The following is a 20585-nucleotide window of genomic DNA, read 5'->3' on the forward strand; positions in this document are numbered from 1 at the left end:
CAGATGTTGCTGGAAGGGCGATGGTTTGTAACGAGATGTTGCTGCGAGGGGTTGGCGAAGGCGAACCGTTGACAAGCCTCGAAGCCAAACAGCGCGGACGAGCAGCCCGCCCCCGACTATGGGCAACCGGTAATCCCGACCGAGTAAGCGGTCTCGGCAGCACCTACCTGGACTTGCGCGAAAAGATGCCGCGCTCGGCCGACTGCGCCGCACCGCAAGATAACAGCAATTACCCCGGCAGCGTGATCGCCGCGCATAGCCCACCCTCTGAGCGATTGGACAAATGAAACGTGCCGCCGAGCGCCTCCACCGTCCGTGCCACGATTGCGAGGCCGAGACCAAAGCCCACCGTATCGCGCCCGCGGGCGTGATCCAGCCGGACGAACGGCTCCAGCACACGGGGCAGGTCTTCCTCGGGAATGCCCGGGCCGTCATCCTCGACCGCGATGGTGACCGTATCGGCATCGCGGCTGACGCACAGGCGGACATGATCGCCATAATGTGCGGCATTGTCGGTCAGATTGTTGATCGCGCGCTTCAACGCCATCGGCCGCACGACGATGTCGAGATGCTCTGGCCCTTCATAGCTTGCGGCGTGGCCGGCATCGCCAAGATTGTCGATGATCGTCTCGCACATCACGGCAAGATCGATGCGTACCGGCTGTTCGGGATCGTCGTCGCCGCCCAGAAAGGCGAGCAGCGATGCGATCATCGCCTCCATTTCCGCGACATCGCCTTCCACCGCATGGCGCAAGTCAGCGTCAGGGATCGCGTCGGTGCGCAGCTTCAGCCGGGCGAGCGGCGTGCGCATGTCATGCCCGACCGCCGCCAGCGCCTGCGCCTGATCGGCGATCAACCGGCTGATGCGATGCTGCATCCGGTTGAACGCACTCGTGACGCGGCGCACGTCCCCCGGCCCGGCTTCCGGCACCGCGCCCATGGCCGCACTGCTGCCGAAATGGTCCGCGGCCTGTGCCAGCCGCCGCAGCGGGAACAGCATGCGCCGCACGACGAGGATGGCGAGGATCATCAGCGCCGCAGCCGGGATCAGCGTCAACAATATACGCTCGATAGCGAGATTGACGGTGACCAGCGGCTCCAGCGTGCGAAAGTAGAGCCAACTGCCGTCGCGCAGCCGCAAGCCCCCGGTGACGTACTGACCGCGTCCTGGCGAGACGAGTTGCACGCGCAGATCGGCAGCGGACAGCGATGGCTCCCACGCCACGATCTGTTCGCGCATGCCGTCGAGCGACGGCGCGATCGGCGGCGGCGGCGGCAAGGCCTGCTGCCAGCGTAGGGCATAGCGATCTGTCGTGAGTTCCGCCGCTTCCGCCGCGCGCCCGGCGGGTGTCGCGTCGGCGATCAGCTTGCGGCTGATGACGAGATGCTCGGCCAGGCGATGCGCTTCGTCCTCGCGCACGGCAAAGCGGCTGGCGCGTTCGTACAGCAACGTGCTGACGCCGAATTCGAGCAGCAATGTGAGCAACAGGACTGCGACGATGCGGCCGGCAATGCCGATCGACGGCGCGACGAACCGTCTCAACTGCGCGTGACGGCAGCGGTGAGCATATAGCCGATACCGCGCACGGTGACGATCGGCGCTGGCGTCTCGCCGTGCGACAATTTGCGGCGCAGCCGGCTGACCAGCACGTCGACGCTGCGGTCCGAACTGTCGCCAAGGCGCGTGCGCGACAGCTCGATCAGCCGCTCGCGCGCGACCACCCGGCCGCTATGTTCGAGCAGGCTGACCAGCAGGTCGAGTTCCGCCCCGGTCACGTCGACGAGCGAGCCGGAAGGCGACTTCAACTCGCGCCGCGACAGATTGACCTGCCAGCCGTCGAAGGTGAGCAGCCCTTGCTCGGGACGGCCATGCCGGCGATCCAGCGCACCGCGACGCAGCACCGCGCGGATTCGGGCGATCAGCTCGGACGTGCCGAACGGCTTGGCGATGTAATCGTCCGCGCCGAGCTCCAGCCCGACCACCCGGTCGGTCTCGCTGCCCTTGGCGCTGACGAAGATGATCGGCACGTCGCTCTGCTGGCGCAGCGCACGGCACAGATCGATGCCGCTGGTGCCCGGCAGCATGATGTCGAGCAGCACGAGATCGACCGGCCCCGCCTCCAGCGCGCGCCACATTTCCGGGGCGGAGGAAGCCGGGCGCACGCCATACCCGTTCTGCTGCAGCGCGCGCGTGGTGAGCGTGCGGATCGCGGGATCGTCCTCGACCAGCACGATCAGCGGCGCGCCGGACAGCGGCGTGGGTTCGGGATCAATCGTCATCGTGCATCGGCAGGTAGGTCTGCGCACCAGGCCGGTCAACGCGCGCGCCCGTCCCGCTGGCGACGCAGCAACAATTCCTCACAGAGGCGCGAAGCTCGGGCAACCGGTAGCTCCTAGATCGCAGGCAATAATCAGGAGCTTACCCCATGCGTCTCTTCATCGCCACTGCCCTTGCCGCCACCTGCGCGCTGCCCGCTCTTGCCGCGGATCGCCCGACCGGAACGGTCAAGCAGTTGCAGGCGCGCGGCTGCACGGTCCAGCAAGTGCATACGCCGGCGGGCAAGATGGTGCACAATGCGCCAATCGTACGCTGCCCGTCCGCAACGGCACTGGCACAGCAGGCGAAGCCGGCACGCGCCGTCGCCCTGCCCGCCAACTGAGATCACGCGGCGCCCGGTTCCCTTGCGGGCGTCGTCTGAACCAACGCACCGGCACGCTCAACGCCGCCCGCGCACCGCCAGCATGGCGACCCCGCCGCACAGCGTCAGCCCGGCCAGCGCCAGCATCACCGCATCGAAATACCGCGGTGTCGCCAGCCACCAGGTGAGCAGCGGCCCAAGCAGCGCGGGCAGCGTGTTCGTCAGATTGTAGAAGCCGAGATCGCGCCCGCGATGCTGCGGATCGGGCAGGAATTGCATCGCAAAGGCCGAGTGTAGCGCGACGAACACCGACGATCCCGTCGTGTAGACGCAAAAGCCGATCGCGCCCGCAGTCCAATCCGCCGCGAGCGCCATGCCGACCAGCCCAGACGCCGCGACGATCGCCGCCGCCAGCAGGAACGGCTTGCGGCGGCCGAGCAGGTCGGAGACGCGCCCGACGGCAAGTGCGATCGGCAGCGGCAGGACAAAGGCGATGGTCAGCAGCCGTCCGACCAGCGCCGGCAGGTCGGCGGTCGCGACCGCCCCCAAGCTCTCGAAATAATAGAGCAGGTACAGCGACAGCGCATTACCGGCGACCTGCACCAGCAACCGCGCGATCCAGGCAATCACGATGTCGCGGCGGAGCATGGCACCCGGCAGCACCAGGGTGGCGTCCGGTGCGATCCGCCGCGCGCGGGTGAGCAGCAACGGCGCGACGCATGCCGCCACTGCCGCTACGACCAACCCTAGTCGCGATGTCTCGTCGAGAAACGCCAAACCTACCAGCAGCGCCGACAATGCCGACGCCAGCGGGTTGGCGAGCGGCAACAAGCCACCAGCCACGCCCTTCTGCATATCGGGGATCTCGTCGGCCATGATCGCGAATAACGGCGCGAGCACAGCGTTCACGACAACCTGGAACGCGACCACCGCCAGCACGATCGCGATCGGCGATGCCGCGATGGCGACGAGGGTATAGGCAAAGGCCAGGCCCCCCACGCCCCCCGCCAGCACCACACGACGCCCCCCGCCCCGCGCCACCATGTGGTCGCTGAGCCAGCCGAACAGGATATTGGACACGCTTGCCGCCAGCGCGCCGGCAATGACGGTCGCCGTGAACAAGCCGATCCGCGCATCCCCCGCCACCCCCCCGATCTTTACCGGCAACAGCAGCGTGAGCAGCGGCAGATAGCCGATCACCCCGCCAACATGCGCCAGCGCACAGATCAGCAGGAAGGAAGGCGAGCGGCGAGTTGGCCGAACTTGGGCGGAAGCAGCAGGATCGGCCATCGCCAAATGGTGTGCCCGCTCCCTGCGACTGCGGCAACCGGCATCGGCCGGCTGCCAGTACAGCTCACGCGGGCGCGACGGCCTCCTGCACGATCGTTGCCTCATGCGTCACAGGAAAGTTCACCGATCGGGCGATGAAGCACATGGCGTGTGCCTGGTCGTGCAACGCCGCAGCCACTGCTGCGTCCGCTCCGGCCGCAATCGTGACGCGCGGGCGCAGCGTTACGGATACGAACTGGCCGGCACCGCCGGATTCCTCGACCATGCAGCCCTCCGCATCGTCCACGTAGGTCATGACGACAATGCCGCGCTGAGCGCAGAGCCCCAAATACCAGAGCTTGTGGCAGGCGGCGAGCGACGCGACCAACATTTCCTCGGGATTCCACCGGCTCGCATCGCCGCGGAAGGCGGGATCGGACGACCCGGCAATGACCGGTTTGCCCGGCACCGCAATGTCGTGGGCGCGTTCATAGCCGCGATAGCTTGCCGTTCCGCTGCCGGTGTTTCCCGTCCAGCGTACCTGCACGGCGTAACGATGCTGTTTGTCGAGCGGCATGCGTGAACCTCCGTCAGCGGATGCGAGATCGCCGTGGATAACCGGTGACCAAGCCATCGTCGATCAGGATCCTCCCCGACTCCCGTGCTCGTCACGATGAAGAAGGCGAGGTTCCCGCATAATCCTCATCCGCCACTTGCTCCAGCCAGTCGACCGCCTTGCCGTCCTGCATCTCGGCAATGGCGATGTGGGTCATCGCCGTTTCGGGGCTGGCACCGTGCCAGTGCCGCTCCCCAGCCGCAAAGAACACGATGTCGCCCGGCCGGATCGTTTCGATCGGCCCACCCGCGCGCTGGATGCGGCCGCACCCGGCCGTGACGAGCAGCGTCTGCCCCAGCGGATGCGTATGCCAGGCGGTGCGGGCACCGGGCTCGAACGTCACGGTGGCGCCGCTCAACCCACCGCTACCGCTGAACGGCGCATCGATGCGGACGGTGCCGGTAAAATAGGCCGCCGGTCCCTTGTTCGACGGCTGCGATCCCGCGCGGGTGATCTCCATGCTTGCTGCTCCATGACGTCGGCGGTGGATGGTAGCTAAGTGCCGCTGCGCCAGCGTTGTTCCGCGAAAGTCGATCTCGCGACCTCAGGGCTTCATGGTCGCTGCCTCCAGCGTCGTGGTGGCGAGCAGCGAACGATCAGCCGCATCGCGCGCCAGCGCCACGCGGTACGTGCCCGCCGCGATGCGCCAGCCCGGCAGCCTCGTGTCATAGTCCGCCAGGATCCGCGGCTCGGCGGTGAGCGTCACGCGGCGCGTCTCGCCGGGCTTCAGCGTCACGCGCGTGAACGCCGCCAGCCGCATGGGCGTGTTCGCGCCATCCCGCGCGACATACACCTGCGGCACGTCCGCGCCCGTGCGCTTGCCGGTATTGACCATTTCGAACGACACGCTGAGCCCCTTGCCGCCGGTCACCGCCAGGTTGCGATAGGCAAAACTGGTATAGCCAAGCCCGTGCCCGAACGGGAACAAAGGCTGCCGTCCCTTCTTCTCGTACCAGCGATAGCCGACATCGGCGCCCTCGACATAGTCGACCGGGAAGCTCTGCAGCGCGCCGGCGCTCGGCGCGCCCGGGTCGGCCGCAGCCTGCGCCTCGGCCGCGGTCATCCTGTCGAGACCGACCGGGCGCGGGCGCGGCGCTTGTGCCTCGGCTGCCGGGAAGGTGATCGGCAGGCGGCCCGACGGGTTGACCTTGCCGGTCAGGATGTTGGCGATCGCCTCCCCGCCGCGCTGCCCGGGATACCAGGCCTGCAGCACCGCAGGCACCTTGCCGATCCACGGCATCAGCACCGGCCCGCCGGTTTCCAGCACCGCCACCGTCTTGGGCTGCACCGCAGCGATCGCCGTGATCAGTGCGTCCTGCTGGTTGGGCAGGCGCAGGTCGTGAACATCGTCGGCCTCGGTCGTCCACTGCGTGGCGAAGACGATCACCAGGTCCGCCGCCCTGGCCGCATCCAGCGTGGCGTTGAGATTGCGCCCATCCATGAAACTGACGCTCGCACCGGGCAGCGCCGCCTTCAGCGCCTTGACGGGCGAGGAGGCATGATAGGTGATGCGCGCGAACGATGCCGATCCGCCGGTTGCGAGCGGAATTTCGATCGGCGCGCCGCCCACGCCGCGCACCTGGCTTGATCCACCGCCCGACAGCACGCCAACATCGGCGTCGCCGCCGATCACCACGATGCGACGGGCCGTGCGCGCGAGCGGCAACAGGTCACCCTCATTCTTGAGCAAGACGATCCCGGCCTCGGCAGCGCGCTGTGCAACCAGCGCATTCTGCGCATAATTGGGCGTCTGCGCAACCGTCGGCACGGGCGTGTCGTACGCGCCGGTCTCGATCAGCCCGGTCAAATAACGCGCCACCATGTCGTCGAGCCGAGACGCCCGCACGGCGCCCGATTGTACCGCAGCCTTGAGCGGCGCAGCGAAATACAGTGCCTTGTCGAGTTCCTCGCCCGATTGCTGGTCGAGGCCGGCATTGGCGGCCTTGGCGGTGGAGTGCACCGCACCCCAGTCGCTCATCACCCAGCCCTTATAGCCCCAGTCACGCTTCAGCACCTCGGTCAGCAAATGCTCGTTCTCGCACGCCCAATCGCCGCCGACCTTGTTATAGGCGCACATCACCGATCCGGGACGCCCCGTCTCGATCGCGATCTGGAAGGCGAGCAGGTCGCTCATCCTGAAGCTCGCCTCGTCGATCCTGCCGTCGAGCACGGTACGTCCCGTCTCCTGCGCGTTGAGCGCGAAATGCTTGACGGTCGAGACGATGCGGTTCGATTGCACGCCCGCGATATGCGCGCCCGCCAGCCGCCCCGCGAGCAGCGGGTCCTCGCCCAGATATTCGAAATTACGTCCGTTCCACGGATCGCGCGTCAGGTTGACCCCGCCGGCCAGCAGCACGTTGAAGCGCTTGGCGCGCGCCTCGCTGCCGATCATCGCCCCACCTGCGCGCGCAATCTCGGGATCGAAACTGGCGGCGGTGGCGAGGCTAGAGGGCAGAGCCGTAGCAACATCGCCCTTGCGCTGCTCGACCTGGTTGGCAACGCCGAGCGACGCATCGCTTTCGCGTACCAACGGCACGCCCAGGCGCGGGATGCCTTCGATATGCCCGGCCGAGGGAATCAGCTCATTGGCCGACTTGCCCTTCGCCATTGGCGGAAACAGTCCATGCACCAGCGCGATCTTCTCATCGATCGTCATCCGCGCAACGATCGTATTGGCGCGCGCGCGTGCATCCTCTGTTGTGGCAGACCGTGTCTGGGCAGTGGATGCACCAGCGCCCAAGCCGGCAATGATCGTCGCGCCGAGCAACGCTGCGTATAGGCTCTTTGACATCCTCGTCTCCCTTGTTTCCGGCTTCTTGGCCGTGTTGCGTACTCAATCGCATATCACGCGGCGCGCATCTACGTGATGTGCAATATATCAGTTGGCCGACGAGGACCTACTAGGCGGTATGTTGGGCCGCGCTTTTGCCACCTACCGCCTGGAAAATGCCAATGGTGAAAGTGTTCTTCGATGGCGGTTGTCGCCCAAATCCCGGCGCGATGGAGATCGCCGTGGTGGCGCGTGGGCGCACGCACATCGTGCGCGATCGGGGCGCCGGCACCAGCTTCGATGCCGAATGGCTTGCGTTGATCGAAGCGTTGAAGGTTGCGCAATCGCTTGCGCCTGCCTCGTTCGTGCTGCTCGGCGATGCGGCGACGGTGATACGCCAAGCGGCGGGGGTGGCACCATGCCGCGGCGCGGCGCTACGGCATCTCCAGGCCTTCAAGGCGCTTGTGCCGGCCGGCGCCCGCGTTCGCTACATCAAACGTACGCAAAACCTCGCGGGCATTGCGCTCGCGAGGTTGCATGGTTGAACAAGAAAGGTGGCGCGGCGACGGACGCCGCGCGCCTGATCAGCCGCGGCGACCGCGCAGGCTGTTGAACACGGCCAAAGCGATCGTCCCGACCAGGGCCGCTGTGGCATAAGGCCGCTCGCGCGCAAAGGTCGTCGCTTTGGTGGCCAACGGCGCGATGGCGTCGCGGGCCGCGGTGACGCCCTGCTGCGCACTGGCAATAACCGCCGGCTGAGCATCGCTGGATGCCGCAGCAGGTGCAGCGGTGTTGTTGTGCGGCGCTTCCTGCAACGGGAAAGGCGACTGGTTACCGGCGGGAACGGGAGGAGTGTGCGACATGGTTAGACCCTTTGTAATGTGGGGCCGTAACGCGCTGCCGCCGGTTTCTTTCCCGCCGATCAGCAACCTTGAATGTCGCTCAGCCGCGTTCGGCCTTGGCCGCCTGGTTGACCAGCGCCCGTCCGACGGTCGCCTCGGCGCTCATCGCCATGGTTTCCCAGGTGAGCGCCGAGCGTTCATGCATGGCACGCCGATTCGGCAGGTTGGTTTTTTCAGCAGCCTCGCGCTGCGCGGCCGCGTTGGCGCGGTAGGTGTCGATGACGGTCATGACGAGCGCTATATCAGAGCATAGCGCGAACGACCAAGCTCTTATGCATCGCGTATTGACAATGCCTCGCAATAGCGGCTTTAGCGTGCTCCCAGGCAATCACGTCGTCCGGGGCATCCCATCTCGCAAACCACCGCCCCTTCGCGGCTGAAGCCGAAGCGCAAGTGGCGCGGGTGGTGGCTGAAGCAGCTGCACACCTGGCATTGGGTGAGCGCGGCGGTATCGCTGTCGGCAATGCTGCTGTTCGCGATCACGGGCATCACGCTCAACCATGCCGCGTCGATCAGTGCCACGCCGGTCGTCGTCGACAAGGATGCCGTGCTGCCGGCACCTTTGCTGGCGACCTTGCCCAAGGCGCCGGCGGCGGGCGCGCCGTTGCCAGCGCCGGTTGCCGCTGCCGTGGCGCGTACCGTCGGTGTCGATCCGAGCCGCAATGCCGGGGAATGGTCCGATAGCGAGGTTTACGTCGCGCTGCCCCGGCCGGGCGGGGATGCGTGGGTCAGCATCGATCGCGCAAGTGGCAAGATCAGCGCCGAGACGACCGATCGCGGCTGGATTTCCTACCTCAACGATCTCCACAAGGGGCGCAACGCCGGCACCGCCTGGTTTTGGTTCATCGACATCTTCGCTGCTGCGTGCGTGCTGTTCACGCTGACCGGACTGCTACTGCTGCAGTTGCACGCGCGGCATCGCCCATCGACCTGGCCGCTGGTCGCCTTGGGATTGGCGCTGCCGGTGCTGATCGCCATCGTCTTCCTCCATTGAAGGATCCCGCTCATGCGTAACGCCGTCCTCTCTTCCTCCGCGCTACTGGCTGGCGTGATCGCGGCGCCGGCCATGGCGGGCACGGTGACGGTCACGATACCGCGCCTGAACGTCGCCGAATATCACCGCCCGTATGTCGCGGTGTGGGTCGAGCCGGCAGGCGGCGGCGCGGCGCGCACCGTCGCCGTATGGTACGACATCAAGAAGCGCGGCAACGAGCCCGGCACCAAATGGCTGGCCGACCTGCGCGCCTGGTGGCGCAAGGGCGGTCGCAGCCTGAACTTGCCCGCCAACGGGGTGAGCGGCGCGACACGCGCGCCCGGCCAGTACAGCATCGCGCTGCCCGCCGACCTGAAGCCCGGTGCCTATGTGCTGAACGTGGAAGCGGCGCGCGAAACGGGCGGGCGCGAGCTCGTCACCGTGCCGCTGAACGTGCCCAACACTTCCGGCCGCGCCACCGGCAAGGGTGAACTCGGCGCCGTCACGCTTTCCCGCTGATCCCAGGAGACCAAGTCATGAGCCCCCTCGCCCGCCGCCTGCTGACCGCCGCCGCGTTGCTGTCGATTCCCGCCGGGCTTTCCGCGCACCGCATGTGGCTGTTGCCCTCCGGCACGGTGTTTTCCGGCACCGATAGCTGGGTAACCGTCGATGCCGCGGTGTCGAACGATCTATTCTTCCTCGATCACCAACCCGGGCGGCTGGAGACGATCAAGGTGTGGCAGCCGGACGGTACGCCCGGCGAACTGAAGAACGGATCGACCGGGCGCTATCGTTCGGTGTTCGACGTGCAGCTCGACAAGCCCGGCACGTGGAAGATCGGATCGCAGATGTCGGGCGTGATGGGCAGCTTCAAGGTCGACGGGGTCGAGAAGCGGGTCGGTGGTCGCGGCGGTCCGCCGCCGGGTGCGGGTGGGCAGCCCGGCGCGGTTCGCCAGCCACCGCTGACCGTCGCGGACATTCCGGCGAACGCCACCGACGTCAAGCTGACCGAGACGTCGAGCCGCAACGAGATCTACGTCACCGCAGGCGAGCCGACCACCAAGGTCTTCAAGCCTACGGGCAAGGGGCTGGAATTCGCGCCGGTGACGCATCCGGACGAACTGGTTGCGGGTGAGGCAGCGCGGTTCCGGTTCCTGATCGACGGCAAGCCGGCCGCCGGGATCAAGGTGAGCGTGATCCCCGGCGGAAAGCGCTATCGCAACGAGGAAGGCGGCATGGAGCTGACCACCGGGGCGGACGGCGTGCTGACGGTCACCTGGCCGACGGCGGGCATGTACTGGCTGAACGCCACCACGACGGACAGCAAGACGACGACACCGCGCGCGACCGAGCGGCGCATGTCCTACACCACGACGCTCGAGGTGCTGACGCCCTGATCGGCATGCGCATCGCGTTGCCGCCAGCGCTGTCGGCGCAGGCGATCGCCGGGCGGGATGCCACGCTGCCGGTCGTCACGCTCGATGGCGAGACGATGGGCACCACCTGGCGCATCCTGTTCGCACGGGCAGCGTCGGTGGATGTCGCGGCGTTGCGCGGCGCGGTCGACGTGCGGCTAGCCGGGCTGGTCGCGGAAATGAGCCACTGGGACGGCACGTCGCTGCTGACGCGCTTCAACCGCGCGCCGGCGGGCACGTGGATGACGCTGCCGCCCGATTTCGCGCATGTCATGGCCGCGGCCTTGCGCATCGCGGCGGCGAGCGACGGCGCGTTCGATCCGGCGGTCGGGCGGCTGGTCGACCTGTGGGGCTTCGGCCCGCCCGGCCCTGCCCCGACGCCTGACCGTGCGGCGATCGCGGGGGCGACTGCACTGTCGGGCTGGCGGCGGCTTTCTTTCGACCCTGCGTCGCGGCGGCTGCGCCAGCCGGGCGGCTTGGCGCTCGATCTGTCGGGGATCGCCAAGGGACATGCGGTGGATGCGCTGGCGCAGCTGCTGCGAGATGCTGGTATCGGCCATGCTTTGGTCGAGATCGGCGGCGAACTGGTCGGGTTCGGGGTACGTCCAGATGGCGATCCGTGGTGGGTCGACCTCGAGGTGCCGCCGGGCATGCACTTGCCGCCGCTACGCGTGGCGCTGCACGGGCTGGCCGTGGCGACATCGGGCAACTACCGGCGCGGCTGCCATAATCTGGATCCGCGGACCGGATACCCGACCGAAGCGGCGATCGTATCGGTCAGCGTGCTGCACGATAATGCGATGGAAGCCGATGCCTGGGCGACCGCGCTGACGGTGTCGGGTCCAGCGGCGGGGATCGTGATGGCTGACCGGCTGGGGATTGCGGCGCGTATCGTGTGTGATGCAGGCGGCGAAGTGCAGGAGCATCTTTCCGCAGCGCTGACGGCAATGCTGGCAGATTGAGAGGCGCTCGGGCGCAAAACGCCGGCCGCCAGTCATCCCCGCGCAGGCGGGGATCCATAGTGGCGAGCATAATGGTAGATCCGCAGCGTCAATTTATATGCATCCCCGCCTGCGCGGGGATGACGGCAGAGAGCCAGTTCTTAACGTAACAGCCGCTCAAGCCCCGCCAATACCTTCGACGATCACGCCCGTGCCGCCGCAATTCTGGCACTCGCCACCATTCACCTGACCGGTGCCGCGGCAGATCGGGCAGCTATTCTCGCCGGTGCCGGGAGTGCCGGGCGCGGCCTGGTCGCCGGGGTTGAGGGGTTGGTCGGACATGCTTGCGGGCTCCTGTGCTGATCCGCCACCAACGATCGTGCCCGCGATGCGCTCCGTCCGCCCGCTGGCGCCGCTGCCATCGCCGCGCTACACCGGCGCCAGAGCCGCCACAGATCGGCCGATGGAGCCCGAGGATGACCGATTTCGGCAGTTACCAGAACGAGATATACGGCGCGGGCCTGCGCGGCATCGTGCCCAAAGTGCCGGTGGATTATGCCACGCTCGTCAAACGCGCCGAGGCGGCAATGCCCCCCTTCGTCCTGCCATATGTGCAGGGCGGGTGCGGCGACGAATGGACGCAGGACCGGAATGCCGAGGCATTCCACCATTGGGGCATGGTGCCGCGCATGATGGTCGATTGCACCACGCGCGATCTGTCGACAGAGCTGTTCGGCCATACCTATCACAGCCCGATCTTCATGAGCCCGATCGGCGTGACCGGCATCTGCACGCAGGACGGGCATGGCGACATCGCCGCGGCGCAGGCGTCGGCGGCGACCGGCGTGCCGATGATGGTATCCACGCTCGGCAACGACACGCTGGAGGATGTGGCGCAGCATCTGGGCAGCACGCCCGGCTTCTTCCAGCTCTATACGCCTCGCGACCGCGATCTGGCCGAAAGCCTGGTTCGCCGCGCCGAGACGGCCGGCTACCGCGCGATCGTCGTCACGCTCGACACCTGGATCACCGGCTGGCGCCCGCGCGATCTCAACACCGGCAATTTCCCGCAGCTTCGCGGCCATGTGCTGGTCAATTACACGGCCGACCCGGTGTTCCGCCGCCTGCTCGGCAAGGATCCGGCCACCGCGCCCATGGAGACGATCGCGTTGTGGAGCCGGTTGTTCGGGCATGTCATGACCTGGGACGATCTCGCCTGGCTAAAGTCGATTACCAGCCTGCCGATCGTGCTGAAAGGCATCTGCCACCCCGATGATGCCTGGCGCGGCGTCGATCTGGGCGCCGACGCGATTTTTTGCTCCAACCATGGTGGTCGGCAGGCAAATGGCGGGATCGCCGCGATCGATCTGCTGCCGGACGTAGTGGCGGCATGCGGCGACACACCCGTGCTGTTCGATTCCGGCATCCGCTCAGGCAGCGACGTGGTGAAGGCACTGGCGCTCGGCGCACGCGCGGTCGGCGTGGGGCGGCCGTTCGCTTACGGTCTCGCGCTGGATGGTGCGGCCGGTGCCGCGCACGTGCTGAAATGCGTGCTGGCGGAGGCGGATCTGATGATGGCGGTCAACGGCATGCCGACGCTCGCGGACGTTCGCGCGGCAGGGGCGCAGCGAATCGCGCTATAGGCTTGAGGACGGCCGACACATGCTGCTCCCCGGCGGAGGCCGGGAACCAGGTGGAGAGGGTGTCGTAACGAAGTGCGGCGTGCTCTCGCTCAGGTTCCGCGACTGGACCCCGGCCTGCGACGGGGAACTCCTTGGCCAGCCAGCATTGCCGCCACGCGCGCGACATACCGGTCTCGCTGCGCAAGGCCCGCCGCATCGCTCGCATAGCTCCACCAACCAATCTGGAAGCCCAGATAGCAGAGCATCATCAGCGCCGTCAGTTCTGCCGCCGCCGGGCGCCCCGCCATCACCTGCGCGATCAGCGTCGCCGCTTCGTTTTCGCCTAGCTCCCATTCGATGATCGCCCCGGCCACGTCCCAGGCGACATCCTGACAGCCGACGAGATCGTGCGCCTCGGCATGGTCGACGGCGTCGGTCTTCAGCCAGCGCTCCGCCGTCGGCACCCATTCCCAGCGCTGCAGCCGCCCGTCGCACTGGATCGGGCGGACCGCCGGCTGGAGCTCGGCCGCCGCCTCGGCGTACCCCGTAAACAGCGCCTCGCGCGCCGCGCCCAGCACCTGCCCGATATTGTAGCGAGCCATGTTGACCAGCGACGCCAACGACGCGCCTTGCGCCGGCGCGGCGAATGCTTGCGCGCGAAAGGCGAGATAAGCGCCAAGCGGCGGCATATCCGTCCGTTCCTCCCGCGCGACCCACCGCTCGCACAGCATGCCCCGGCGTAGCGCCAGCGGCTCGGGCGAGAAGCCGGCGGCATATAGCGCCTGCGCGCGGGCGAACTTTGCCTCGGTTATGCGATCCAGCCCGGCGAACTTCAGTAGGAAGGTGCCGCCCGTCGCGTGCAGCACGAACTTGCGCGCTTCGCGCCCTGGATCGGCGGGGATGTCGCGCCCCGCGCGCCAGGCGCCGCCCGATATGTCGTGCAGCGGTGCAGTGGCCGGACCCGTCAGATCGCTGAACCAGCTGCTAAGCCCCGAATCCTGCTGGACGCCGAACAGATCGTCGATGCTGCCGACGAGGCGGCGGGCATCGTTCCATCGCGTGCGATGTTCGGGACTGGCCTGTGCCCCCAAATCCCCGCCATGCCCCGGGAGGAACAGGATACGCTCGCGGGCGACGCCCAGCCGCTCCAGCCAATCGGCGGTACCGCCGAACGAACTACCCGACAGGCCCGGTCCCTCGTCGACGATCGCGAAGGTCACCGAGGCCGGGGCGTCGCGTACCCGCGCCTCCAACGCTACGCTCGCGGCGATATCACGGCCGAAGACGTGGCCGGTCGGCCGGACCGTGAACACGTCTCGCGCGGCGCATACGGAGGCGACGAGCGCGGCGAGCGCCGTGCCGATGCTGCGCAGCCCGATCACCACCGCACCCGCCGGAACGCCCTGTGCGGCCTGCAGATACAGTTCCGGGTAGAGCGCGTAATACGCAAAGCCCTCGCACCGGCGCACCGTCAGGCTGGGCGGCCAGGCGATGTTATCAAGCGGCGCAAGCAGTTCGACGGCGCTGCCCTGTTTCCCGATCTGCCGTGCGGTGGCGACAAGCATCGCCATCAGTGCATCCAGCTCGATCGAGACGTCATCCTGGCCGCTGGCATGAAAATCGTGGTCGGCCAGGCCCTGCACCAAGCCGGCAGCCGAAATAAAATCCGGGACGGTCATCCCTCCCCCGGCCACCACGCGCCGCTTCAGATCGGCGACATAGGCGCCTGGCTCGATCTCAGATTCGTGATCGCCGTAAACGAGCATCCCCTAACCCCTCCGCCCGTTCTGCTGGAGCAGCGCATGGCATAGCCGGCGGCGTAGCGCGAGCCGCCCGTTCAGGTCAGGCTCTCATCCGAGACATAGCGGACGGTCCATTGTGGATGGCCCTCGGGCGTCATCACGATATCCGGCACGGCCACCGGGTCGCTCCCCAACTCGACCCATCCTGCGCCCAGGCACCGGTCGCAGATCTCGCGCTTGCAGCGGAAGCTCACCAGATCGATTTCCACATTCCACTGGCCGTGACCGTGGCAGACCGGGCAGGTGGCGTCGAGCGCCCCATTGCGCGGCTGCAACGGCACGATGTCGAACGCATGCGGGCTATCCGGCCCCGTGCAGTAGATAACGTTGCTGGCGTGCGGCATGATTTAGACTCTGGCGCTGACGGATGTGCGGCGTCAGCTCGGGTGCGCTTCGCTCGCTTCCTCAGCCTCATCCTTTTCGATCGCCTTTGTATAAGCGGCGCCTTCGTCGGCGATGCCCGCCTGCTGGCTCTTGTCCGCAATATCCTTGAAGTCGTTCGGCGTCGGTTCGGAAGGCTTGTGATCGGCCATGATAGTCTCCTTTGCCCGTCCCGAACGCGCGGTACCACGATCCGGCTCCGCCAGCCGTAAAATGCGCGCGAAAGGAAGGTCAGGCCAACGTGGCGGCGGCGACCCGAAATGATTTCACCCTCGGAGCATCGAACCTGCCGGCGCGGCGTTCAGCCGCCATCGTACCTGGGGAGAAGAATATGGCAGACATTGCAGGCTGGATCGCGCTGGCGGCGACATGCGTCGCGGCGTTGATGACCGCCGCCAACCTTGGTGCGCGGATCACCGGCTGGGGCTTCGTCGTCTTTACCGTCGGCGCATTGGCCTGGATCGTCGTCGGCTATACGACGGACCAAACGCAATTGCTGTGGTCGAACATCTTTCTCGGGCTGGTCGACCTGTTCGGCATCTGGCGCTGGCTCGGCCGCCGCACCCGCTTCAGCGATGCGGCGCGGGCGGAGGAGAAGCTCAGCGAACGCCGGGCCGGCGAGAACCTTTTCTCGCTTGCCGCGCTGGACGGCATGCCGGTGGTGGGGCCCGATGGGGAGGTGGTCGCCTACGCCGTGGACGCTTTCGCAGCCTGCGCCGGGGGACAGATCGACTATCTCATCGTGCGCGAAGGCGGCGTGGCGGGTGTCGGCGAGACGCTGCGCCGCTTGCCCTGGCGCAACATCCGCGTTGGCGACAAGGCGCTGAATACCGATCTACCGGCGGCCGCGCTGACCGACCTGCCGCGCGCCGCAGGTGATTGAGGCTCGAGACACCCGCGCCCGGGACGGTGTCTCGACTTCGCGCGACACGAACGGGCGGGATGAACCAGCCCGTGGTCAGCCCGACTTAGCGCACGAGGCCCGCAGACCGCAGCGCATCGTCGATGGTCTTTGCAACGCCAGCGGGTACCGCGGCAAAAGGGCTTGCCGCGTGACGCTCGACCGCCGGCTCGGCCGCTGCCGGGTGAGATCCGACATGCGACGATGTCTGCAACTCGGCGATACCCCAGAAAGCGGCGATATGATCCGTCGAGGAAATACCGACATCCAGCATGTACGGCATGGCGGTGCCCCCGCCGCCGACATGCGGCGCGATCGGCGTGCCATGGCCCATGCCGGCGATCGTGAATGCCTCGATACGCGGCTTGCCTGCGCGATCGCACCATAAGCGGCGGGTGTGGCCATCGACCTGCTCGGTGGCCGTCGGCGCGGCTGGCAGATCCTGCAACGTTCGCCACTGGCCGACCAGCGCATCCATGTTGGCCGGCGCCACGGTCGCGTCCGCATTGCCGTGCCACACCGACAGCAAGGGCCACTCGCCTTGATGCGCGGCAGCGCCGCGCACGCGGCCGGCCAGCGCTGCATCGCCCGGGATTCCGTGTCCGCGCATCCTATCGAATGCCTCGGGCATGGTCGTCGCGCAGCCGAAGGGCAGCCCGGCGATCACGGCACCGCCAGCGAACACCTCGGGATAGGTGGCCAGCATGACCGACGTCATCGCCCCGCCGGCGGATAGGCCGGTGACGAAGATACGCGCCGGATCGATCGCCAGGTCGGCGACCATCTGCGCCACCATCTGGCGGATCGATTCCGCCTCTCCACCGTCACGGGCGATGTCGCCAGGCACGAACCAGTTGAAGCACAGATTGGGATTATTCGCGCGCTGCTGCTCGGGATATAGCAACGCGAAGCCCTCGCGCTCGGCGAGGTCGGACCAGCCTGATCCCTGATCATAGCCAGCCGCGGTCTGGGTGCAGCCGTGCAGGACGACGATCAGCGGTGCTCCAGCGGGCAGCTTCTCCGGCACAAAGCGCCATGCCTTGAGCTGCCCCGGATTGCTGCCGAAGTCGGGCAAGGGAGCGAGCCGCGTGGCCGCCGGAGCACTGCCATGCGGCATGGCATGCCGGGCGGACAGGCGGGCGATCGTGTCAGAAAGGTGGCGCATAGCTGCTTTCAGAAAGGGACGAACTGGCTCGACAACGATCGATACCATGTTTTTGCTGCATCGCAGCATGTTATCACGCGAGAGAATGTTGTCGCGGCAGCCAATGCGGGCCCTGGCCTTGCTGCTCCACCCAAGATCACGTGATAGAGGCTGGACGTGCCGGGACATTGCGAGCAGAGGATCGGGCATGAAAATGCGTCATAGTGCAAGCCGCCTCATCCTTTGCGGCGGCCGGTATCTGCTCCCGGCAGCAGCCCTCATAGCTCCGCTCTCGACCTCGACGCTCCTTGCCCAGGAGACGCCCGTAGTGCCCGCGGCTCAGGCGACCCCGCTGCCCCCTCCGTCCGCACCCGCGCTTCCGCAGCTGAGCGACGCCCAGGCGCAGCAGCTCGTCGCGCTGATCGACCGCGATGCGCTCGCCCAGGGCCTGCGCGAGCGTGGCGGAACGCCAATCGCCGACCTTGATCACGATTCGCTGGTCCGAACCGCACTCGATCATGCCCGCGCGGTGCATTCCGGGCGGCTCGATACTGGCGACTTCCAGCAGGATTGGGGGATCAGGCCGCAAACCTACGATCCGCTGCCCGCTTTTGCCGACGCGGTGCGGCGCGACCGGATCGCTGCCTGGATCGCCTCGCTGCCGCCACCTTATGCCGGGTATGACACGCTCGTGGCCGGCCTTGCCCGCTACCGGGCACTCGCCGCGCAAGGCGGCTGGCGCGATACCGCGTCCGGCACGGACCTGAAGATCGGCGCGACCGGGCCGCGCGTCGTCGCGCTGCGTCAGCGCCTGGCGCTGGAGGATGCAGCATTGCCTGCCTCCGGCGAGCGCTTCGATACGCCGCTGGTCGAGGCAGTCCGCCGCGCGCAGCGCCGCTATGGGCTCAACCCGACCGGTACGGTCGGGGCGCAGACGATCGCCGCGCTCAACGTGCCGGTCGAGGCGCGCGTGCGCCAGATCATGGCCAACATGGAACGCTGGCGCTGGTTGCCGACCGAACTCGAGAAGAACCGGGTGCAGGTGAACATCGCCGCCGCCGTGCTGACCGTGTTCGAGGGTGACGCGCCCGTCATGTCGATGAAGGCGGTGACCGGCCGGCCGGGCGACGAGACCCCGATGCTGGTGTCGCAGATCCACAGCATCGTGCTGAACCCGCCATGGAACGTGCCCTCCTCGATCGCCGACCGCGAATTGTGGCCCAAGGAACGCGCCAATCCCGGCTATCTCAAGCGCAATGGCTTCCGCGTTATCGATACCGGTGGCGGCAAGCGGCTGCAGCAATCGTCGGAGCGGAGCGCGCTTGGCCGCTTCAAATTCGACTTCGACAATTCCTTTGCCGTGTATCTGCACGATACGCCGGCCCAGGCGGGGTTCTCGCGCTTCGATCGCCTGGCGAGCCACGGCTGCGTCCGGCTGGAAAAGCCCGCCGACCTTGCCAAGCTGCTGATGAAGACCACGCCGGAATGGTCGCCGGAGACGATCGACGCCACCGTGACCGAGGGGAAGACGGTGCGCGCCAAGCTGGCCGATCCGGTGGCGGTTTACCTGCTCTACTGGACGGCATTCGCCAATGCCGGGGGCCAAGTGAGCTTCCGCGACGATCCCTATCATTGGGACGGCACGTTGGCGAAGAAGATCGAAGCCCGCTCGGCCCGCCAGGCGCTTGCTGCACGATGAAAAGGATGACGATGAAACCGACCCGCGCCCTTCTCCTCGCTACCGCTGTCCTCCTGCCCATGCTCGGCGGTTGCTCGAAGAGCGAGCCGGACGCCGCCCCGGTCGAAAACCTTGCGCCCTCGGCTGAGGAAGCGCCGTCCCGTGCCCCGGAACCCACCCCGGAGCCGAGCGCCGCGGCCGTGACTCCGCCCACGGACATCAACGCCACTGCCGACGCCGACCCAGAACCCGCCACCCCGCCGGACGAGCAGATGCTGGACGACGCCTCCGCGACCGGGATGACCGCGCGCGCGACGCGTGACGAACCGTCGGACGCACCGGCGAACGAGGAAGTCGAGCAGAAGTAGCTCCAGGGCTTAAACTGCCATCGAAGGCTGGATCGTCAACACAGGCGGCTGGCGTCGACCGCGACTAGCGCTAACCTGGGCCGTGTCCGATGCTTTCGGAAGGTCGCCATCGGTGGGGGCGACCGTCCACTTTCGGCGAGGGAGGCAGCGAAAGCGGACACTGCGCGGCGCCTCCTCCCTTCCCGAAGAGCATGGCGCTTTTAAGAACACGTTAGTCGGTTCCGACGCTGCCCCTGATCCTCTATCATCGTCCGATGGATGTAGCCGGCTTTGATCTGAACCTGTTGAAGGCATTCGACGCGCTTTATGCCGAGCGCCACGTCACCCGCGCAGGCCATCGCATCGGACTGAGCCAGTCGGCAATGAGCGGTGCGCTGACCCGGCTTCGAGAGATTTTCGACGACGAGCTGTTCGTACGGTCGCCGACAGGCATGCATCCGACGCCGCATGCTGATGACCTGGCCGGCCCGATCTCGGCTGCGCTCCGCCTCATGCGCGGCGTCCTGCAGGATGATAGCTTCGATCCTGCGACGGCCGTTCAAATCGTCACAATCGCGATGACTGACTATGCCGCATTCGTCTTGTTGCCGCCGCTGCTGGCAAGGCTCGCGGTCGAGGCTCCTCGCCTCGATGTGCAGGTGCGCGGCATCTTCGGCAAAGATGAAGTCGTCAACCTTCTCGACAGTGGCGAGGCCAACCTGGCGATCAGCGTCCCCGTCGACGGCTCGGCGCGCATCCTCACGCGCGCCCTGCTTCGGGAAAGCTTCGCGTGCATCGCGCGGCCTGGTCACTCGGCCTTTGCGGAGGGCGCCGGCCTCGAGGCATTCGCGGGTGCTCCTCATCTGCTGGTGTCGCCCGAGGGCGATCGCGCCGGGCTGGTCGACCGCAAGCTTGCCGCACTGGGGCTGGAGCGCCGCGTCGTCCTTAGCCTGCCCCAGTTCCTGGTCGCGCCATTTGTGGTCGCAGAAACCAACCTCATCGCAACGCTGGCCTCCCGCGTCGCGCGGCGGTTCGCTGCGGCCAATCTCGGCATTGTCGTACATGAGCCACCGATCGCGCTGTCCGACTGGCCGCTGGCAATGATGTGGCATCGCCGGGTGGACGATCACCCCGCCACGGTCTGGCTGCGCGACTGCATCGCCGGGATCGCTGCCACGGTCTGAC

The 20585-nt window shown here is 67.3% G+C and carries 24 protein-coding genes; 11 read left to right on the forward strand and 13 right to left on the reverse strand.

Going from position 1 to position 20585, the window contains the following annotated elements; all coding sequences use genetic code 11:
* Nucleotides 1-229: 229 nt before the first annotated feature.
* Together NV382_RS07675 and NV382_RS07680 are read right to left on the reverse strand one after the other, a co-directional pair.
* Entirely contained in the window at nt 230-1543 is a 1314-nt protein-coding gene (locus NV382_RS07675; RefSeq protein WP_260599918.1) for an ATP-binding protein, read from the reverse strand.
* Nucleotides 1540-2280: a response regulator transcription factor gene (locus NV382_RS07680; RefSeq protein ID WP_260599919.1), complete on the reverse strand. Its 741-nt coding sequence runs from the start codon at nt 2278-2280 to the stop codon at nt 1540-1542. Before NV382_RS07680 ends, NV382_RS07675 begins: the two co-directional genes overlap by 4 nt.
* Nucleotides 2281-2426: 146 nt before the next feature.
* On the opposite strand from NV382_RS07680, the gene NV382_RS07685 reads away from it, so the two are divergent.
* Complete coding sequence (locus NV382_RS07685; RefSeq protein WP_260599920.1) at nt 2427-2660, forward strand: hypothetical protein; 234 nt, start codon at nt 2427-2429, stop codon at nt 2658-2660.
* A 57-nt stretch (nt 2661-2717) separates the two neighbouring features.
* On the opposite strand, the gene NV382_RS07690 is transcribed toward NV382_RS07685, so the two are convergent.
* From NV382_RS07690 to NV382_RS07705, 4 genes are all read right to left on the reverse strand, one after another.
* The gene (locus tag NV382_RS07690) at nt 2718-3929 is read right to left on the reverse strand and encodes an MFS transporter (RefSeq protein ID WP_260599921.1); all 1212 of its coding nucleotides are present in this window, start codon (nt 3927-3929) and stop codon (nt 2718-2720) included.
* Nucleotides 3930-3993: 64 nt separating this feature from the next.
* Complete coding sequence (locus NV382_RS07695) at nt 3994-4485, reverse strand: OsmC family protein (RefSeq protein WP_260599922.1); 492 nt, start codon at nt 4483-4485, stop codon at nt 3994-3996.
* A gap of 91 nt (nt 4486-4576) precedes the next feature.
* Nucleotides 4577-4984 carry a (R)-mandelonitrile lyase gene (locus NV382_RS07700; RefSeq protein WP_260599923.1) on the reverse strand — a complete coding sequence of 136 codons (408 nt, stop codon included), beginning with the start codon at nt 4982-4984 and terminating at the stop codon, nt 4577-4579.
* Nucleotides 4985-5068: 84 nt separating this feature from the next.
* Complete coding sequence (locus tag NV382_RS07705) at nt 5069-7315, reverse strand: beta-glucosidase (protein ID WP_260599924.1); 2247 nt, start codon at nt 7313-7315, stop codon at nt 5069-5071.
* 155 nt (nt 7316-7470) lie between these two features.
* Here NV382_RS07705 and NV382_RS07710 point away from each other — a divergent pair, with 155 nt between their 5' ends.
* Nucleotides 7471-7839, forward strand: a complete 369-nt coding sequence (locus tag NV382_RS07710; protein WP_260599925.1) for a ribonuclease HI — start codon at nt 7471-7473, stop codon at nt 7837-7839.
* Nucleotides 7840-7878: 39 nt separating this feature from the next.
* On the opposite strand, the gene NV382_RS07715 is transcribed toward NV382_RS07710, so the two are convergent.
* Nucleotides 7879-8157 (reverse strand): CsbD family protein, encoded by a 279-nt coding sequence (locus tag NV382_RS07715; protein ID WP_260599926.1) that lies wholly within the window; start codon nt 8155-8157, stop codon nt 7879-7881.
* 79 nt (nt 8158-8236) lie between these two features.
* Nucleotides 8237-8425 (reverse strand): hypothetical protein, encoded by a 189-nt coding sequence (locus NV382_RS07720; protein WP_260599927.1) that lies wholly within the window; start codon nt 8423-8425, stop codon nt 8237-8239.
* 120 nt (nt 8426-8545) lie between these two features.
* On the opposite strand from NV382_RS07720, the gene NV382_RS07725 reads away from it, so the two are divergent.
* Genes NV382_RS07725 through NV382_RS07740 form a run of 4 tightly spaced genes read left to right on the forward strand, consistent with a single transcriptional unit; the run spans nt 8546 to nt 11546 of the window.
* Complete coding sequence (locus NV382_RS07725) at nt 8546-9190, forward strand: PepSY-associated TM helix domain-containing protein (RefSeq protein ID WP_260600345.1); 645 nt, start codon at nt 8546-8548, stop codon at nt 9188-9190.
* Between the two features lie 12 nt (nt 9191-9202).
* On the forward strand, nt 9203-9688 hold the full coding sequence (locus tag NV382_RS07730) for a DUF2271 domain-containing protein (RefSeq protein WP_260599928.1): 486 nt from the start codon (nt 9203-9205) through the stop codon (nt 9686-9688).
* A gap of 17 nt (nt 9689-9705) precedes the next feature.
* Complete coding sequence (locus NV382_RS07735; RefSeq protein WP_260599929.1) at nt 9706-10566, forward strand: DUF4198 domain-containing protein; 861 nt, start codon at nt 9706-9708, stop codon at nt 10564-10566.
* 5 nt (nt 10567-10571) lie between these two features.
* Nucleotides 10572-11546 (forward strand): FAD:protein FMN transferase, encoded by a 975-nt coding sequence (locus NV382_RS07740; RefSeq protein ID WP_260599930.1) that lies wholly within the window; start codon nt 10572-10574, stop codon nt 11544-11546.
* Between the two features lie 156 nt (nt 11547-11702).
* On the opposite strand, the gene NV382_RS07745 is transcribed toward NV382_RS07740, so the two are convergent.
* Entirely contained in the window at nt 11703-11867 is a 165-nt protein-coding gene (locus NV382_RS07745; RefSeq protein ID WP_260599931.1) for a hypothetical protein, read from the reverse strand.
* Nucleotides 11868-12001: 134 nt separating this feature from the next.
* Between NV382_RS07745 and NV382_RS07750 the strand changes: the two genes are divergently transcribed.
* Entirely contained in the window at nt 12002-13168 is a 1167-nt protein-coding gene (locus NV382_RS07750) for an alpha-hydroxy-acid oxidizing protein (RefSeq protein ID WP_260599932.1), read from the forward strand.
* A gap of 89 nt (nt 13169-13257) precedes the next feature.
* On the opposite strand, the gene NV382_RS07755 is transcribed toward NV382_RS07750, so the two are convergent.
* The 3 genes from NV382_RS07755 to NV382_RS07765 all read right to left on the reverse strand — a co-directional run bounded on the left by NV382_RS07755 (nt 13258) and on the right by NV382_RS07765 (nt 15482).
* A complete protein-coding gene (locus NV382_RS07755; RefSeq protein ID WP_260599933.1) occupies nt 13258-14913 on the reverse strand; it encodes a hypothetical protein in 1656 nt (551 codons plus the stop codon).
* 71 nt (nt 14914-14984) lie between these two features.
* The gene (locus NV382_RS07760; RefSeq protein WP_260599934.1) at nt 14985-15293 is read right to left on the reverse strand and encodes a hypothetical protein; all 309 of its coding nucleotides are present in this window, start codon (nt 15291-15293) and stop codon (nt 14985-14987) included.
* Between the two features lie 33 nt (nt 15294-15326).
* Nucleotides 15327-15482 carry a hypothetical protein gene (locus NV382_RS07765; protein ID WP_260599935.1) on the reverse strand — a complete coding sequence of 52 codons (156 nt, stop codon included), beginning with the start codon at nt 15480-15482 and terminating at the stop codon, nt 15327-15329.
* Nucleotides 15483-15661: 179 nt separating this feature from the next.
* Here NV382_RS07765 and NV382_RS07770 point away from each other — a divergent pair, with 179 nt between their 5' ends.
* Entirely contained in the window at nt 15662-16213 is a 552-nt protein-coding gene (locus NV382_RS07770) for a PRC-barrel domain-containing protein (RefSeq protein WP_260599936.1), read from the forward strand.
* Between the two features lie 85 nt (nt 16214-16298).
* On the opposite strand, the gene NV382_RS07775 is transcribed toward NV382_RS07770, so the two are convergent.
* Nucleotides 16299-17396 carry an extracellular catalytic domain type 1 short-chain-length polyhydroxyalkanoate depolymerase gene (locus NV382_RS07775; RefSeq protein WP_260599937.1) on the reverse strand — a complete coding sequence of 366 codons (1098 nt, stop codon included), beginning with the start codon at nt 17394-17396 and terminating at the stop codon, nt 16299-16301.
* Between the two features lie 193 nt (nt 17397-17589).
* Between NV382_RS07775 and NV382_RS07780 the strand changes: the two genes are divergently transcribed.
* The 3 genes from NV382_RS07780 to NV382_RS07790 all read left to right on the forward strand — a co-directional run bounded on the left by NV382_RS07780 (nt 17590) and on the right by NV382_RS07790 (nt 20584).
* Nucleotides 17590-19074, forward strand: coding sequence for a L,D-transpeptidase family protein (locus tag NV382_RS07780; protein ID WP_260600346.1), 1485 nt, complete (start codon nt 17590-17592; stop codon nt 19072-19074).
* 5 nt (nt 19075-19079) lie between these two features.
* On the forward strand, nt 19080-19421 hold the full coding sequence (locus tag NV382_RS07785) for a hypothetical protein (RefSeq protein WP_260599938.1): 342 nt from the start codon (nt 19080-19082) through the stop codon (nt 19419-19421).
* Between the two features lie 254 nt (nt 19422-19675).
* The gene (locus NV382_RS07790) at nt 19676-20584 is read left to right on the forward strand and encodes a LysR family transcriptional regulator (protein ID WP_260599939.1); all 909 of its coding nucleotides are present in this window, start codon (nt 19676-19678) and stop codon (nt 20582-20584) included.
* The last annotated feature ends 1 nt before the right edge of the window (nt 20585 follow it).

Source organism: Sphingomonas endolithica, from assembly GCF_025231525.1.
Taxonomy (GTDB): domain Bacteria; phylum Pseudomonadota; class Alphaproteobacteria; order Sphingomonadales; family Sphingomonadaceae; genus Sphingomonas; species Sphingomonas endolithica.

Bases quoted from the DNA above. Each gene is read 5' to 3' on its own strand.
- NV382_RS07680 (WP_260599919.1), bottom strand. From the start codon at position 2,280: ATGACGATTGATCCCGAACCCACGCCGCTGTCCGGCGCGCCGCTGATC.
- NV382_RS07685 (WP_260599920.1), top strand. From the start codon at position 2,427: ATGCGTCTCTTCATCGCCACTGCCCTTGCCGCCACCTGCGCGCTGCCC.
- NV382_RS07690 (WP_260599921.1), bottom strand. From the start codon at position 3,929: ATGGCCGATCCTGCTGCTTCCGCCCAAGTTCGGCCAACTCGCCGCTCG.
- NV382_RS07695 (WP_260599922.1), bottom strand. From the start codon at position 4,485: ATGCCGCTCGACAAACAGCATCGTTACGCCGTGCAGGTACGCTGGACG.
- NV382_RS07700 (WP_260599923.1), bottom strand. From the start codon at position 4,984: ATGGAGATCACCCGCGCGGGATCGCAGCCGTCGAACAAGGGACCGGCG.
- NV382_RS07705 (WP_260599924.1), bottom strand. From the start codon at position 7,315: ATGTCAAAGAGCCTATACGCAGCGTTGCTCGGCGCGACGATCATTGCC.
- NV382_RS07710 (WP_260599925.1), top strand. From the start codon at position 7,471: ATGCCAATGGTGAAAGTGTTCTTCGATGGCGGTTGTCGCCCAAATCCC.
- NV382_RS07715 (WP_260599926.1), bottom strand. From the start codon at position 8,157: ATGTCGCACACTCCTCCCGTTCCCGCCGGTAACCAGTCGCCTTTCCCG.
- NV382_RS07720 (WP_260599927.1), bottom strand. From the start codon at position 8,425: ATGACCGTCATCGACACCTACCGCGCCAACGCGGCCGCGCAGCGCGAG.
- NV382_RS07730 (WP_260599928.1), top strand. From the start codon at position 9,203: ATGCGTAACGCCGTCCTCTCTTCCTCCGCGCTACTGGCTGGCGTGATC.
- NV382_RS07735 (WP_260599929.1), top strand. From the start codon at position 9,706: ATGAGCCCCCTCGCCCGCCGCCTGCTGACCGCCGCCGCGTTGCTGTCG.
- NV382_RS07740 (WP_260599930.1), top strand. From the start codon at position 10,572: ATGCGCATCGCGTTGCCGCCAGCGCTGTCGGCGCAGGCGATCGCCGGG.
- NV382_RS07745 (WP_260599931.1), bottom strand. From the start codon at position 11,867: ATGTCCGACCAACCCCTCAACCCCGGCGACCAGGCCGCGCCCGGCACT.
- NV382_RS07750 (WP_260599932.1), top strand. From the start codon at position 12,002: ATGACCGATTTCGGCAGTTACCAGAACGAGATATACGGCGCGGGCCTG.
- NV382_RS07755 (WP_260599933.1), bottom strand. From the start codon at position 14,913: ATGCTCGTTTACGGCGATCACGAATCTGAGATCGAGCCAGGCGCCTAT.
- NV382_RS07760 (WP_260599934.1), bottom strand. From the start codon at position 15,293: ATGCCGCACGCCAGCAACGTTATCTACTGCACGGGGCCGGATAGCCCG.
- NV382_RS07765 (WP_260599935.1), bottom strand. From the start codon at position 15,482: ATGGCCGATCACAAGCCTTCCGAACCGACGCCGAACGACTTCAAGGAT.
- NV382_RS07770 (WP_260599936.1), top strand. From the start codon at position 15,662: ATGGCAGACATTGCAGGCTGGATCGCGCTGGCGGCGACATGCGTCGCG.
- NV382_RS07775 (WP_260599937.1), bottom strand. From the start codon at position 17,396: ATGCGCCACCTTTCTGACACGATCGCCCGCCTGTCCGCCCGGCATGCC.
- NV382_RS07780 (WP_260600346.1), top strand. From the start codon at position 17,590: ATGCGTCATAGTGCAAGCCGCCTCATCCTTTGCGGCGGCCGGTATCTG.
- NV382_RS07785 (WP_260599938.1), top strand. From the start codon at position 19,080: ATGACGATGAAACCGACCCGCGCCCTTCTCCTCGCTACCGCTGTCCTC.
- NV382_RS07790 (WP_260599939.1), top strand. From the start codon at position 19,676: ATGGATGTAGCCGGCTTTGATCTGAACCTGTTGAAGGCATTCGACGCG.